Here is a 13,506-nt window from a genome sequence, read left to right on the forward strand (position 1 = left end):
CCCGGGCATAAACAATAAAGCAGTACATTTTTATTAGGGATAAGACATGGGAATGAAGATGCCTTACTGGTGGCTCTCGTGCTGCCTGATATCTGTGCCCGCCCTCTCCGCGACGCCGGCGGCGATGATCAATACCGGACAACTCCGTGAAACGCAGGAACTCCCCTCTCTGAATGGCCGCGTGGCACCTGTCGTCGGCAAGGCTGCCCCCGGCACGCTGCAGCTTGGCGAAGCCGTCAACCGCGCCGTCACCTGGCACCCGGCCATCAGTGAAGCCGTGGGGAAACTCTACCAACAAAGCGAAGAGGTGGACGTCGCCAAATCGAAATACTATCCGCAAATTAATGCCGGCATGGATAACGGTTATACCCATGACGGCGACGATAATGGCTTTACCCCGTCGCTGGTACTCTCCCTCTCACAAATGCTGTACGACTTTGGCAAGGTGGCAAGCCAGGTGCGTGCAGAAAGTGCCGGCGTCGCCCAGCAGCAGGCCAACGTGCTGGTCAGCATCGACACCATCGTTCACGATACCGCCATCGCGATGGTGCAGGTGCAAACCTGGCAGCAAATGGTCGACACCGCCAAAGAGCAGCTTGAGGCGCTCTCTTCGATTGGTACCCTCACCCGCCAGCGTAATGACGAAGGGGCCACCTCACTCTCTGACGTGGTGCAGACCGATGCACGTATCGAAGGCGCGCGCGCCCAGCTGATGCAGTACCAGGCCAGCCTCGACAGCGCCCGTGCTACTTTGATGAGCTTTCTTGGCTGGAACACCCTCAACACGATCAGCAACGATTTTCCACAAAAGCTGGCCCGCAGCTGCGACATTGCCGAGCCGGACGATCGTCTGGTCCCGGCAGTATTAGCCGCCTGGGCGCAGGCTAACGTCGCCCAGGCCAATCTCGACTACGCCGACGCCCAGATGACACCGACCGTCTCGCTGGAGCCGGAGGTGCGCCACTACCTGAACGAACGCTATGCGGGTAACGAAACGCGGGATCGTACCCAATACTCTGCATGGGTGAAAGTGCAGATGCCGCTCTATCAGGGCGGCGGCCTCACCGCCCGGCGTAACGCCGCAGGCCACGCGGTAGAAGCCGCACAGTCCACCATTCAGCGTACCCGCCTCGAGGTACGCCAGAAACTGCTGGAGTCGCGCAGCCAGGTATTAAGCCTGCTGAGCACGCTGCAGATTCAGGGCCGTCAGGAGGCGCTCAGCGCCCGCACCCGTGAACTCTATCAGCAGCAATATCTCGATCTGGGTTCGCGCCCGCTGCTCGATGTGCTTAACGCCGAGCAGGAGGTCTATCAGGCGCGTTTTACCCAGCAGCAGACCCTCGGACAGTTGCACCAGCTGCAGCTCAACTGCCTCTATAACACCGGGCAATTGCGTCACGCGTTCGATCTTGATAACCGCACCATCCAGACCGTGGAGATCCAGCCATGAAGCAACGCGATATCCCGCAAGGTGAGACCATGACGGATGAGGCCCTGGCGCAGTGGGCGCAGGCCTTTGGTTTTGTCGCCACGCGCTACCGCGTCGCCTGCTCCCCCGGTGCGCTGCTCGCGGGCGCGCCGTGGCTAAAAGGCAAACCGATGGTGCCCGCACTGACTCAACTGGCCCGTGAAGCAGGGCTATCGTTTCAGCTGCTGACGGCGGATCAGCAAGCGATCAACAGCTGGCGTCTGCCGGTCGTGGCGGCAATGAACGACGGCAGGATCGGCGTGATCGAACATTTCGATGGCGACGATACGCTGGAGGTCAGCTTTTTCGACGATCAGACCTACACCAACCGGCTTTCGATGACCGCCATGCTGCCCGCCATCCGCCACGTCATTGCCCTGCGCCCACTGGCCGCGCTGAAAGACAGCCGCGTGGATGCCTATATTTCGAAATACCGTCCGGACTGGCTTTACCGGCTGGTAATGCGCGACTTGCGCCCCTACAGCTGGGTGATGCTCGCCGCGCTGTTCATTAACGTCCTGTCCCTGTCGGGGATTGTCTTTTCCATGCAGGTGTATGACCGGGTGATCCCCGCGCAGTCCTACCCGACGCTGTATGTCCTGACCATCGGCGTGCTGATCGCCACCCTGTTTGGCTTTGTGCTGCGCGTGGCACGCGGGCACATTATGGATCTGCTGGGCAAACGCTCCGATCTGCGCGTATCGGATCGGGTCTTCGGTCACGCCCTGCGGCTACGCAACAGCGCTATCCCTCGCTCGACCGGCAGCTTTATCTCCCAGCTACGCGAGCTGGAGCAGATCCGCGAGATGGTCACCTCCTCCACCATCTCCACAATTGTCGATCTGCCCTTCTTTTTCCTGTTCGTGGTGGTGCTGGCGATCATCGCTCCCCAACTGGCGTGGATCGCACCGGTCGCCGCGGTGATCATGGTCCTGCCCGGTCTGCTGCTGCAGAAAAAGCTGGCAGAGCTCGCGAAGCAGTCGGCGCATGAATCCACCCTGCGCAACGCCGTGCTGGTGGAGAGCGTGCAGGGGCTGGAGGACATAAAGCTGATGCAGGCGGAAAACCGCTTTTTGCAGCAGTGGAACAGCTACATCCAGATCACCGCTGAATCTGGCCTGCGCACCCGTGAACTGACCCAGAACCTGATCAGCTGGGGAATGACGATTCAGAGCCTGGTCTATGCCGGGGTGATCGTGGTCGGTGCGCCGATGGTGATCGACGGCACGCTGACGACCGGTTCGGTGGTCGCCGCCTCGATGCTGGCCTCGCGCATGATCGCTCCGATGGCCACCCTGTGCGGCGTGCTGGCGCGCTGGCAGCAGGTCAAAGCGGCGAAAGAGGGACTGGACAGCATTATGCAGCTCCCCACCGAAAACCAGCGTGAGGAGACGCCGATCCGCCAGGACGTACTGCGCGGTCACTATCTTTTCGAGCAGGCGCAGTTCCGCTATCACCCGGAAGATCCGCGCATGGCCCTGCGCATTAACCGTCTGGAGATTAAGCCAGGTGAAAAAGTGGCGATCCTCGGGCGTAACGGCGCCGGAAAATCGACCCTGCTGCAGGCGATGGCGGGCGGAATGGATCTCGCCGGCGGTGAATTGCGGCTCGATAACTTCAGCCTCCCGCACCTCGATGTCGCCGATGTCCGGCGTAACGTCGGCTTTATGACCCAGAACGCCCGGCTCTTTTATGGCACCCTGCGCGAAAACATCACCCTCGGCATGCCGCGCGCCACCGATGAGGAGATTTTCGAGGTGCTGGAGTTAACCGGCGCTGCGGGCTTTGTGCAGAAACTGCCGAAGGGTCTGGACTACCCAATTATGGAGAACGGCGTGGGGTTATCCGGCGGCCAGCGGCAATCCATTCTGCTGGCGCGCATGCTGCTTCGCGACCCCAATATTGTGCTGATGGATGAACCAACTGCGTCGCTCGATGAGCACACCGAGCGGGAATTTATCCAGCGTCTGAGCGCCTGGCTTGGCAACCGCACCCTGATTGTCGCCACGCATCGCGTGCCGGTGCTGGAACTGGTGGAGCGGGTCGTGGTGCTCAAAGAGGGAATGCTGGTGATGGACGCGCCGAAAGCGCAGGCGCTGAACAACAGCCGCATGCAGCAACAGCAGCAGGCAGCAACCGGACGGGAGTGGAAAAATGAAAATCAGTCAGCGTGACGTCGCCGCAATGAACGACCTGGACAATGCGCTCGACTCCGAAAGCGGCTACACCGGCGTGCGGCGGATTGTTATCTTCTCTTTACTGATGTTCGTGGTACTTGGCGTCTGGGCGTGGTTTGGCGTGCTGGATGAAGTCTCAACCGGCACGGGCAAAGTGATCCCCAGTTCGCGCGAGCAGGTTTTACAATCGCTCGACGGGGGGATCCTCACCGAGCTGAACGTCCATGAGGGTGACCAGGTGCAGGCCGGACAAGTGCTGGCGCGGCTCGATCCCACGCGTTCAGAATCTAATGTTGGTGAAAGCGCGGCGCGCTACCGTGCCTCGCTGGCCTCCAGCGTGCGACTGTACGCCGAGGTAAACGATCTGCCGCTGAAATTTCCCCCTTCGCTGGCGAAGTGGACCGACCTGACCGCCGCCGAAACCCGGCTCTATAACTCACGCCGTGCGCAGCTGGAAGATACCCAGCGGGAGCTGCGTGCGGCATTGGATCTTGCGAATAAGGAGCTGGCGATCACTCAGCGTCTGGTGAAAACCGGCGCCGCCAGCCACGTGGAGGTACTGCGCCTGCAGCGGCAGAAAAGCGATCTGGAGCTGAAACTCACCGACGTGCGATCCCAGTATTATGTGCAGGCCCGCGAGGCGTTATCCAAGGCCAACGCTGAAGTGGATATGGTCTCGGCGATCCTCAAAGGCCGCGAGGATTCAGTGACCCGCTTAACGGTGAAATCTCCGGTGCGCGGGATCGTGAAAAACATCAAAGTCACCACCATCGGTGGCGTCATCCCGCCTAACGGCGAGCTGATGGAGATTGTACCGGTGGACGATCACCTGCTGATCGAAACCCGCCTCTCCCCGCGCGATATCGCCTTTATCCATCCGAATCAGGAAGCGCTGGTAAAAATCACCGCCTACGATTACGCCATTTATGGCGGGTTGCACGGCGTGGTTGAAACCATTTCGCCGGACACCATTCAGGACGAAGCCAAGCCGGAGGTGTTCTATTACCGGGTATTTATCCGCACCAGCCAGGATTACCTGGTGAATAAAGCAGGCAGGCACTTCTCAATCGTGCCGGGGATGATTGCGACGGTGGACATTAAAACCGGTGAGAAAACGGTGCTGGATTACATGATCAAGCCGTTCAACCGGGCGAAAGAGGCGCTGCGAGAGCGCTAATCACTGGCGGTTTGTTTCTCCGGCCCTCTCTCGTGGAAGAGGGCCGGAGTCATGGCATCCATAACCCGCAACAATACCGCTTAAGCCAGCGGCGAAAGTCTGACCTCGTTTACCTTTTCCCTTTCCGCCTTCTGTTAAAATAGCCCAAACTCATTTTTCAGGAAGAAACCATGCGTCAACGAACTATTGTCTGCCCCATCATTCAGAACGACGGGGCGTATCTGCTGTGCAAAATGGCCGATGACCGCGGCGTATTTCCCGGCCAGTGGGCATTATCGGGCGGCGGGATGGAGCCGGGAGAAACCATGGAGCAGGCGCTGCGCCGTGAAATTCGCGAAGAGCTGGGCGACGCGCTGGAGATCACGGAGGTCAAACCCTGGGCGTTTCGCGATGACATTCGGGTGAAAACCTATGCCGATGGCACCACGGAAGAGATTTATATGATTTACCTGATTTTCGACTGCATCAGCACAAATCGGCAGGTAACGTTTAACGACGAGTTTCAGGAGGTTGCCTGGGCTCGCCCGGAAGCACTTAAAGCACTGGATCTGAACGAAGCCACGCGCATTACCTTCGTACAGAAGGGGCTTCTTTAAGCGCCCACTGCCCGGGCGTTTTGCCGGTAAAGGCCCTGAAAACCTCAATAAACGCGCTGATACTGTTGTAGCCGCACGACAGCGCGATCCAGCCAACCGGTTTACCTGCTGCCAGCCACTCCATTGCCCGCATGACGCGGGCAAGTTGCCGCCAGTTAACAACGTTCATTCCCGTTTCCGCGCTAAACCGACGGTGGAATGTCCGCACGCTCATTCCCGCAAGGGAGGCATAGTGCTCAACCGTCTGGTTGTCGTCCACACGTAGCATCAGATGGCTAGCTACCTTCTTTAATCGGGGATCGGCTGGCATGGGCAGCAGATAGCGCACCTGACGGCACCGCGCCAGTTCATCCAGCAGCAGGGTGAGCTTTCGCGGATCGTACCCGCTTCCTTCAGCGTTTAAGCGTGAAAACAGCGCGCTGGTGAGCTCGTCGGGTTCGAAAAGCGTCGTTTCACCGGGCAGTGCTTCACACCCTGCGGGATCCAGATAGATCGCATGACCGTCAATCGCACTCCCGGAAAAGGCAGCATGCTCCTGACCGGGCGGGATCCAGCCGATATGTTGCGCCGGTACAACCGAACGCCCAGACGCTGTTTCGACAACCAGCAGACCCGTCGTAATCCGCCAGAGCTGACCGGCCTGATGGCTATGCCACGGCGTATGGTATCCACCTGGATGCAAAAGTGTCTCAAAGCTGACCACGTTATTTGGCCGAAAATCGGTATTCATTGGCTTATTACAGAAACTACGTCTCTGTCTGTCAAGGATAATGGCGGCTCAACGCAACGAGGAGTCATCATGAACATCATCACCCGCCTGATTACCCAGTCTGACAATGCTATTTTGCGTGAGGAAATGTCCCGTTTACTGACCGGCCTGTTTAAAGGCGAGATTGATCCGAAAGACGTTTTTTCGCCAGAGTATCAGCAGATCACGGACGGTCACTCTCTTGATTATTCTGGCTTTATTCAGCACCTGGAGCACGTGCGTTCGCAGATCCGCGATATCGCCTTCCGCGTGGAACAGATAGGGTGTCATGACACACTGCTGGCTGACCGGCATATCGTGACCGTCACGTATCCCGAAGGCCATCAGGCTGAAATAGAGGTTTATATGTTTGCCACGCTATGCGCAGGAAAAATCTGCCGGATCCACGAAGTCACGCGAGTAGCCAACGGTGAAGCTTCTGCTCGCGCGCTGGCCCATGCAACGGGCTAACGTTACTCAGCCGGTTGCGGTGCGCTGCTGAGATATACCCCTACATAGCGCGTAAACTTCCCGATAAAGACCCCGGCAAATACCCCGCCGGAGACTATCGCCAGCGCGCTCATGGCGGGCTGTTGCAACGCCTGGGGAGAGAGGGCGTTCATCACCCCCAGCACGTATTTCACCCCAAATGCCAGCATCATAAACGGCAGTGCCGTGTAGTCAGGCTGGCGATAAAGGGTGCGCGGCGCGTCGGTGCGGGTGATGACCGTCTGCTTAATCAGCACATACCCCAGCGCCGCGCCCGCCACAATCCCCGCAACCCAAAGGGCCACCGTCGCGAGAGTAAGATCGCGATAGACCACCAGATCGTAGATATCCCAGATAAGAAAGATGGCAGGAATGATGGCCAGCCTTTCCAGCGTAACGGTGGCAGGCTTACGGGCATTGAGGCCGCGTGAGATAAGAAAGATAAACAGAACCCACACCCAGACGGGGGTGTGCGTGAGGATACCGATCAGAAATTCAAACATGGGATTCACCATGAACGCTTGCGGCGCTGGCCGCACTGCACAAGTAATGCGCATAACAGCACAGGTGCCATTATGCGCAGGTCTGTTACAGCGATTTTTTCAGGCGACGAACCGCCTCTTTCAGCTCTTCATCGGTTGGCGTGACAAACGACATGCGCAGCGTCGTATGGTCTGGCTCATTGCAATAGAAGAACTCACCCGGCACAAAAACCACGCCGTTGCTTAACGTTTTTTCCAGCCAGCGCGTGGTGTTGATGCCATTGTTCATTTTGGCCCACAGGAACATTCCGCCCTTCGGCTTATGGAACGACATGACATCACCCAGTTCCGCCTCCAGCTCATTTGCAAAGGTCTGGTATTTCTGGCGGTAGGCTTCACGGATCATTTTAATCTGATCGGCCAGACGACCGGTTTTCAGGTACTCGTAGGTCATCAGCTGTGACAGCGTGCTGGTGTGCAGATCGGTGGTTTGCTTGAGATTAACCACCGCGCGTTTCAGCCACTCCGGTACCAGCACCCAGCCCACACGAGTGCCCGGCGCGAGGATTTTGGAGAAGGTCGAGGTATAGACGACGTTCTCTTCATTGCCGATATCTTTGGCATGGGCAATTAACGGGCGGAACACTTCATCGGTATAATTAATTTCGCTGTACGGATCGTCTTCGATAATAACGAAGTCATAGCGCTTCGATAATTCCACCAGCTGTTTACGACGCACTTCAGAAAGCGTTACCCCACCCGGGTTACCAAATGTCGGAACAATATAAACCGCCTTGATGGCTTTATTCGCCACCAGCGCTTCAAGTTCATCCACTTTCATTCCGTCGCCATCGGTGCCCACGGATTCAAATTTGGCCTGTGCCAGACCAAATACCTGCAGTGCCGCGAGATACGTTGGACGTTCGACGACGACGGTATCGCCCGGGTTAATTAACGCCCGCGCCAGCACGTCGAGAGATTGTTGCGAACCGGACGTAATGACCACGTCATCGGCCTTGCAGGCGATCCCACGGCCTTCACAGATGAGCTTAATTTCTTCACGCAGCCCCGGGATGCCTTCGGTCAGACCGTACTGAAAAGCTTCACCAAAATGCTGTGATAATACGGCATCAGCGGCAATTTTCAGGCCTTCATGATCGAACAGTGCAGGGTTAGGAATACCGCCACCCAGCGAAATCACCCCGGCCATTTTGCTATGTTTTAATAATTCACGGATGGCAGATGATTGCAGGCCCTGTGCGCTGCTGGCGAGTTTATTCACAGACATTCTTTGCTTACCTTCTTTTTTATAATGTGCCTAATCTTAGTAGCATAAGTCTGCGGCTTTGATAATTACTTTTCTTCAACTGCATGGCCGAAATATTCCGCGCCCTGCAGAATATGCGCGACAAATTGCGTGAGCTTGGGTAGCGGACGTAAATCCTGGCGCCACAGCAAATGTACCGGTCGTGGCGCAGGCGTGTAGTTCTCCAGCACCTGCACCAGCCTGCCGCTCGCCAGCTCTTCTGCCACCAGCACTTCGGGTTGCAGTAATAATCCCGCCCCCGCTCTCGCTGCCATCCGTAGCCCATAGCCATCGTTGCAGCGCAGAATGGCATCGCGCTTCCAGCGCATCTCGCCTTCAACCCCCGGCAGCCGCCATTCGTTACGTGCGGTCCACACCGTGTGTGACAGGCAGAGATGATCCGCCAGATCGGCAGGCGTTCGCGGCATGCCGTAACGCGCCAGATACGCCGGGGCCGCGCAGATCACCATTCGGTACGGGCAGAGGTATTTCGCCACCAGATCGTCGTTATGAATGTCACCAATTCGAATGGCCAGATCGACCCCTTCATCCACCAGATCCACCATCCGGTTGGTCAGATCCAGCTCCACGCGCACGTCCGGGTAGCGCTGCAAAAAGGTCGCCGTGAGGGGGGCTATCACACAACCGCCAAACGAGGTGGGCGCCGTGACCCGCAAAGTCCCGGCTGGGGCGGCACGCAGTCGCTCAACCGCGCTTTCGGCGATAGAGACCTGCTCCAGCACCCGCTTTGCCTCGTCGAAATAGACCCGCCCGGCGTCCGTCAGACTTTGACGCCGCGTGTTTCGCTCCAGCAGCCGGGTGCCGAGCTGAGACTCCAGCAACGCAATGTACTTCCCCACCATCACCGCCGACATCTCCAGCCGGCCTGCCGCGCCGGTAAAACTGCCGCTCTCAACGACAGCAATGAAGGTCTCCATGCTGCGAAGCTTATCCATATTCCAAACCTTTGGTTAGCAATCCTCTAACTTTAGCCCAGTTTATCTGAGTTTTGATTTATTAAAGAATGAAGGCTCACAACCTAAGGAGTCAGCTATGAAAATCGTGATTATTGGTGCCAGCGGTACGGTCGGTCGTGCGGTAACAGAAGAGCTGAGCCGTCGCCACGACGTGATCCGCGTGGGTCGCACGCAGGGCGACTACCAGGTGGATATCACCTCTCAGGCCAGCGTGCAGGCATTGTTTGAAAACATCGGAGCGGTGGATGCGATTGTCTCTGCCAGTGGCGGCCTGCACTTCGGCCCGCTCGCGACCATGAAAGACAGCGATTTCAATCAGGGCTTGCAGGATAAGCTGCTGGGACAGGTTCGTCTGGCGTTGACCGGCCAGCATTACCTCAATGAAGGCGGCTCCATCACCCTGATAAGCGGGATCGTGGCGCATGAGCCTATCGCTCAGGGGGTGAATGCCACCACGGTGAACGCCGCTCTGGAAGGGTTTGTCCGCGCTGCGGCCTGTGAACTGCCGCGCGGGATCCGCATCAACCTGATTAGCCCGACGGTACTTACCGAATCAGCGGAAGCGTACGAAGGCTTCTTCCCGGGCTTTGAAAGTGTTCCCGCCGCAACGGTGGCGCAGGCCTATCGTCGCAGCGTGGAAGGAGTGCAGAATGGACGAGTGTATAAAGTGGGTTACTGAGCCTTAGCGGCAGAAATCAGGACCAGCATCGGACGTTCCGCCTCTTCGGCCAGCGCGGGCCATGCATCAATTTGTGCCTGCGTTGGTCCCCATTCGTTCACTTCCGTTATTGTCAGCCCCGCCTTAATAAGCGCATTGAGCGTGGTACCCAGCGTACGGTGGTATTTGATCACCCCGTCCGCCAGCCAGTTGCTGACGCGCTCGCCCTCATCCTGATAGCGATTAACGCCCCAGAAACGCTCGCCGTTATCGTCGGTCAGCCAGCCCTGACGTGAGGCGCAGGTGTAAATCGGATGTTCCATTGAAAAGACGAGGCTGCCGCCGGGTTTAAGCGCCCGCCGGATTTTTTCAAACAGGGTCTCCAGCGCCGGCAGGTAGTGCAGCGCCAGTGAACTGTAGATCAAATCAACGCTGTTCTCAGGTAACGCCAGAGATGCCAGATCGCTGCGCTGATACTGTATTTGCACGTCGTCCGTCAGTTCAGCCGCCCGGGCGAGCATCTTTTCGGAGAGATCAACGCCGGTCACTTCTGCCGCCCCCAGCGCGCGTGCAGCGCGACAGAACCAGCCGTAACCGCAGCCAAGATCGATAACTGACTTGCCGGATAACGGTGGCAGCATGCTTTTCAGCGCAGGCCATTCCGGTGCGCCGTCCAGACCCTGCACCGAACGCGGTAGCCGGGCATAGCCTTCAAAAAACGCCGGGTTGTCGTAGATGTTTTGTGCCATGACGGACTCCTTTATCGCAACAGAGGCGAGGGTAAAACACCCCTCGCCCGTTGACAACATACCCGTCTGAAAATCAGAGCCTGCGCCGGATCTTCTCCACCATGGCGGCAGTCGAAATCCCGTAACGCGCGTGAAGGGTCGGTAGCGCACCCGCATCAAGGAACGCATCCGGCAACGCAACGGTATCAAAGTCGACGTTAACGCGATGGCGCATCAACAGCGACGCCACGGCTTCACAAAGCCCGCCAACGCTACTGTGGTTTTCAGCCACAATAACCAGACGTCCGGGTTTCGCGGCTTGCGCCAGAATGGTCGCTTCATCCAGGGGCTTAATCGTGGGTGAGTGAAGTACCGCCACGCTGACATTATCCTTGCGCAACTGCTTTGCCGCCTCCAGTGCGCGCATGGTCATCAGCCCTGAGGCGATAATCAGCACATCACTGCCCTCTTCCAGCAGCGCGGCTTTGCCTATTTCAAACCGATAATTGTACTGATCCAGCACCACCGGGACCTTACCGCGTAACAAACGCATATAAACCGGTCCTTCGTGGCTGGCAATGGCAGGCACCGCCTGTTCGGTGTCAATCGCATCGCAAGGATCGATAATGGTCATGCCCGGAATGCCGCGCATGATCGCAATATCTTCCGTTGCCTGATGGCTTGGCCCGTAGCCGGTGGTCAACCCCGGCAGCGCGGCGCAAATCTTGACGTTGAGGTGTTCCTCAGCAATGACCTGATGAATAAAATCGTAGGCACGGCGGGTGGCAAACACGGCATAGGTGGTGGCAAAGGGAATAAAGCCCTCTTTGGCCATCCCACCTGCCGCCCCCATTAACAGCTGTTCCGCCATTCCCATCTGAAAGAAACGGTCAGGGTATGCCTGAGCAAAGATATGCAGGTCGGTATATTTCGATAAATCTGCCGTCATGCCGACAATGTTCTGACGCTGAGCCGCCAGTTTCACCAGCGCGTGGCCAAACGGCGCGGCCCGGGTTTCCTGCCCTTCCTCTGCAATCGAGGCAATCATGGCGGAGGTGGTTAAACGCGGTTTATTTTCGACGGGCTGGCTCATTACAGGACTCCTTCTGGTTTATTCGCATCGAGCACGGCGAGCGCCTGTTGCCACTCATCGGCATCCACGCGAATAAAATGGTTCTTGTCACGCTGCTCGAGGAAAGGTACGCCCTTGCCCATCAGCGTGTCGCACAAGATGACGCGCGGCTGTTGTTCGGGATAGCGTCTGGCATTATCAAACGCCGACACCAGCGCGGGGATATCGTTACCGTTAACGCGTTGTACATACCAGCCAAAGGAGGTCCACTTATCTTCCAGCGGCTCAAAACCGAGGATGTTATGTGAATTACCGTCCGCCTGTTGCCGGTTAATGTCCACCAGCACAATCAGGTTCGAGAGCCCATGATGCGCGGCTGACATGGCGGCTTCCCAGGTCGAACCTTCGTCCAGCTCACCGTCAGACATGGAGTTAATTACCCACGCCGTGCTCTGTTTGTGTTTCAGCCCCAGCGCCATTCCCACACCAATGCTGAGTCCCTGCCCCAGAGAACCGCCGGAGATCTCCATGCCGGGCGTATACGTTGCCATGCCGGACATCGGCAGGCGGCTGTCATCCGAGCCGTAGGTTTCAAGTTCCTCTTCAGGAACGATCCCCGCCTCGATCAACGCCGCATAATACGCAATGGCGTAATGTCCGTGGGAGAGCAGGAAGCGGTCGCGGCCTTCCCACTCCGGCTCCTGAGCCCTGAAGGTCATACCGTGCGCAAACGCAGTTGCCAGCACGTCGGCATAGCCCAGCGCCTGACCGATATAGCCCTGACCTTGTACTTCGCCCATTCGCAGCGCGTAGCGGCGAATGCGCCACGCGGCCGCGGCAACCTGTTGAACTGTCGTATTCGTCATTCTCGTCTCCCCTTAATGGATCAGCATGCCGCCGTTCACGTCGAGCGTGATACCGGTGGAATAAGAAGAGAGATCGCTCCCCAGGAACAGCGCGGCACGGGCAACATCCTGTGCATCACCAAGACGGTTGAGCGGAATACCCGCCAGAATGGCGGTTTTCATCTCATCGCTCAGCTTGCCAGCGGTGATGTCCGTCTGGATAAGCCCCGGGGTGATGCAGTTCACGCGCACGTTATCCGGCCCAAGCTCACGGGCCATGGCTTTGGCCAGCCCCAGCACGCCGGCTTTTGCAGCGCTGTAGTGCGGGCCGCCAAAAATACCGCCGCCGCGCTGTGCCGAAACTGAAGAGATACAGACAATGCTGCCGGACTTCTGCGCGCGCAGAGTGGGAATCACCGCCTGGGACATCAGCAGCGTACCGCGCAGGCTGACATCCAGTACGGCATCGTAATTGTCGCGCTTAATATCCATCAGTTTGAGCGGCTGGGTTATCCCGGCGTTATTCACCAGAATGTCGATGCGCCCATATTTACCCAGAACCTGCTCAATGGCCGCGTTCACCTGCAACTCGTTGCTGACGTTTGCCGCAAGCCCCAGATGCCCTTCACCCAGACATGCAGCCGCACGCTGGCTGGCCTCGGCATCTAAATCAATAATGACCACTTTCGCGCCCTGCTCGGCATATAATTTTGCCGTGGCGAAACCCAAACCGCGCACAGAAGCCGCGCCGGTAATCACGGCGACTTTATCTTTCAGAAGCAT

At 57.8% G+C, this 13,506-nt stretch carries 14 protein-coding genes; 6 read left to right on the forward strand and 8 right to left on the reverse strand.

The genetic code is table 11. From position 1 onward, the window contains the following. Positions 1 to 46: 46 nt before the first annotated feature. The 4 genes from ACN9MQ_RS17355 to nudI all read left to right on the forward strand — a co-directional run bounded on the left by ACN9MQ_RS17355 (position 47) and on the right by nudI (position 5,418). Complete coding sequence (locus ACN9MQ_RS17355) at positions 47 to 1,450, forward strand: TolC family outer membrane protein (protein WP_426021193.1); 1,404 nt, start codon at positions 47 to 49, stop codon at positions 1,448 to 1,450. Further along, positions 1,447 to 3,642 carry a type I secretion system permease/ATPase gene (locus tag ACN9MQ_RS17360; protein WP_063156767.1) on the forward strand — a complete coding sequence of 732 codons (2,196 nt, stop codon included), beginning with the start codon at positions 1,447 to 1,449 and terminating at the stop codon, positions 3,640 to 3,642. The genes ACN9MQ_RS17355 and ACN9MQ_RS17360 overlap by 4 nt, the downstream gene beginning before the upstream one ends. Before the next feature lie 10 nt (positions 3,643 to 3,652). After that, the gene (locus ACN9MQ_RS17365) at positions 3,653 to 4,822 is read left to right on the forward strand and encodes an HlyD family efflux transporter periplasmic adaptor subunit (protein ID WP_410377369.1); all 1,170 of its coding nucleotides are present in this window, start codon (positions 3,653 to 3,655) and stop codon (positions 4,820 to 4,822) included. A 170-nt stretch (positions 4,823 to 4,992) separates the two neighbouring features. Continuing rightward, the gene (nudI, locus tag ACN9MQ_RS17370) at positions 4,993 to 5,418 is read left to right on the forward strand and encodes a nucleoside triphosphatase NudI (RefSeq protein WP_410377357.1); all 426 of its coding nucleotides are present in this window, start codon (positions 4,993 to 4,995) and stop codon (positions 5,416 to 5,418) included. Here nudI and ACN9MQ_RS17375 read toward each other — a convergent pair. After that, positions 5,390 to 6,148 (reverse strand): helix-turn-helix transcriptional regulator, encoded by a 759-nt coding sequence (locus tag ACN9MQ_RS17375; protein ID WP_333177557.1) that lies wholly within the window; start codon positions 6,146 to 6,148, stop codon positions 5,390 to 5,392. The two genes, nudI and ACN9MQ_RS17375, sit on opposite strands and share 29 nt — an antisense overlap. Positions 6,149 to 6,217: 69 nt before the next feature. Between ACN9MQ_RS17375 and ACN9MQ_RS17380 the strand changes: the two genes are divergently transcribed. Beyond that, the gene (locus ACN9MQ_RS17380; RefSeq protein ID WP_020883886.1) at positions 6,218 to 6,637 is read left to right on the forward strand and encodes a hypothetical protein; all 420 of its coding nucleotides are present in this window, start codon (positions 6,218 to 6,220) and stop codon (positions 6,635 to 6,637) included. 2 nt (positions 6,638 to 6,639) lie between these two features. On the opposite strand, the gene ACN9MQ_RS17385 is transcribed toward ACN9MQ_RS17380, so the two are convergent. From ACN9MQ_RS17385 to ACN9MQ_RS17395, 3 genes are all read right to left on the reverse strand, one after another. Beyond that, entirely contained in the window at positions 6,640 to 7,158 is a 519-nt protein-coding gene (locus ACN9MQ_RS17385; RefSeq protein ID WP_032680436.1) for a DUF6622 family protein, read from the reverse strand. Between the two features lie 85 nt (positions 7,159 to 7,243). Further along, positions 7,244 to 8,425, reverse strand: coding sequence for a PLP-dependent aminotransferase family protein (locus tag ACN9MQ_RS17390; protein ID WP_223398827.1), 1,182 nt, complete (start codon positions 8,423 to 8,425; stop codon positions 7,244 to 7,246). 65 nt (positions 8,426 to 8,490) lie between these two features. Continuing rightward, positions 8,491 to 9,399: a LysR family transcriptional regulator gene (locus ACN9MQ_RS17395; RefSeq protein ID WP_032680434.1), complete on the reverse strand. Its 909-nt coding sequence runs from the start codon at positions 9,397 to 9,399 to the stop codon at positions 8,491 to 8,493. A 97-nt stretch (positions 9,400 to 9,496) separates the two neighbouring features. On the opposite strand from ACN9MQ_RS17395, the gene ACN9MQ_RS17400 reads away from it, so the two are divergent. After that, complete coding sequence (locus ACN9MQ_RS17400) at positions 9,497 to 10,099, forward strand: short chain dehydrogenase (RefSeq protein ID WP_025203409.1); 603 nt, start codon at positions 9,497 to 9,499, stop codon at positions 10,097 to 10,099. On the opposite strand, the gene ACN9MQ_RS17405 is transcribed toward ACN9MQ_RS17400, so the two are convergent. From ACN9MQ_RS17405 to ACN9MQ_RS17420, 4 genes are all read right to left on the reverse strand, one after another. Next, entirely contained in the window at positions 10,093 to 10,827 is a 735-nt protein-coding gene (locus ACN9MQ_RS17405; protein WP_410377356.1) for a class I SAM-dependent methyltransferase, read from the reverse strand. The genes ACN9MQ_RS17400 and ACN9MQ_RS17405 overlap by 7 nt on opposite strands. 73 nt (positions 10,828 to 10,900) lie before the next feature. Then, a complete protein-coding gene (locus ACN9MQ_RS17410) occupies positions 10,901 to 11,899 on the reverse strand; it encodes a transketolase family protein (protein WP_014171295.1) in 999 nt (332 codons plus the stop codon). Continuing rightward, positions 11,899 to 12,744: a transketolase gene (locus tag ACN9MQ_RS17415; RefSeq protein WP_020883879.1), complete on the reverse strand. Its 846-nt coding sequence runs from the start codon at positions 12,742 to 12,744 to the stop codon at positions 11,899 to 11,901. The genes ACN9MQ_RS17410 and ACN9MQ_RS17415 overlap by 1 nt, the downstream gene beginning before the upstream one ends. A gap of 12 nt (positions 12,745 to 12,756) precedes the next feature. Beyond that, entirely contained in the window at positions 12,757 to 13,506 is a 750-nt protein-coding gene (locus ACN9MQ_RS17420) for an SDR family NAD(P)-dependent oxidoreductase (RefSeq protein ID WP_014171297.1), read from the reverse strand.

This window comes from Enterobacter sp. R-25 (genome assembly GCF_049913205.1).
In the GTDB taxonomy this organism is placed as follows: Bacteria; Pseudomonadota; Gammaproteobacteria; order Enterobacterales; family Enterobacteriaceae; genus Enterobacter; species Enterobacter ludwigii.

Coding starts and splice junctions, on each gene's coding strand:
- ACN9MQ_RS17360 (WP_063156767.1), top strand. CDS start 1,447: ATGAAGCAACGCGATATCCCGCAAGGTGAGACCATGACGGATGAGGCC.
- ACN9MQ_RS17375 (WP_333177557.1), bottom strand. CDS start 6,148: ATGAATACCGATTTTCGGCCAAATAACGTGGTCAGCTTTGAGACACTT.
- ACN9MQ_RS17415 (WP_020883879.1), bottom strand. CDS start 12,744: ATGACGAATACGACAGTTCAACAGGTTGCCGCGGCCGCGTGGCGCATT.
- ACN9MQ_RS17365 (WP_410377369.1), top strand. CDS start 3,653: ATGAACGACCTGGACAATGCGCTCGACTCCGAAAGCGGCTACACCGGC.
- ACN9MQ_RS17420 (WP_014171297.1), bottom strand. CDS start 13,506: ATGCTTCTGAAAGATAAAGTCGCCGTGATTACCGGCGCGGCTTCTGTG.
- ACN9MQ_RS17405 (WP_410377356.1), bottom strand. CDS start 10,827: ATGGCACAAAACATCTACGACAACCCGGCGTTTTTTGAAGGCTATGCC.
- ACN9MQ_RS17355 (WP_426021193.1), top strand. CDS start 47: ATGGGAATGAAGATGCCTTACTGGTGGCTCTCGTGCTGCCTGATATCT.
- ACN9MQ_RS17380 (WP_020883886.1), top strand. CDS start 6,218: ATGAACATCATCACCCGCCTGATTACCCAGTCTGACAATGCTATTTTG.
- nudI (WP_410377357.1), top strand. CDS start 4,993: ATGCGTCAACGAACTATTGTCTGCCCCATCATTCAGAACGACGGGGCG.
- ACN9MQ_RS17400 (WP_025203409.1), top strand. CDS start 9,497: ATGAAAATCGTGATTATTGGTGCCAGCGGTACGGTCGGTCGTGCGGTA.
- ACN9MQ_RS17410 (WP_014171295.1), bottom strand. CDS start 11,899: ATGAGCCAGCCCGTCGAAAATAAACCGCGTTTAACCACCTCCGCCATG.
- ACN9MQ_RS17390 (WP_223398827.1), bottom strand. CDS start 8,425: ATGTCTGTGAATAAACTCGCCAGCAGCGCACAGGGCCTGCAATCATCT.
- ACN9MQ_RS17385 (WP_032680436.1), bottom strand. CDS start 7,158: ATGTTTGAATTTCTGATCGGTATCCTCACGCACACCCCCGTCTGGGTG.
- ACN9MQ_RS17395 (WP_032680434.1), bottom strand. CDS start 9,399: ATGGATAAGCTTCGCAGCATGGAGACCTTCATTGCTGTCGTTGAGAGC.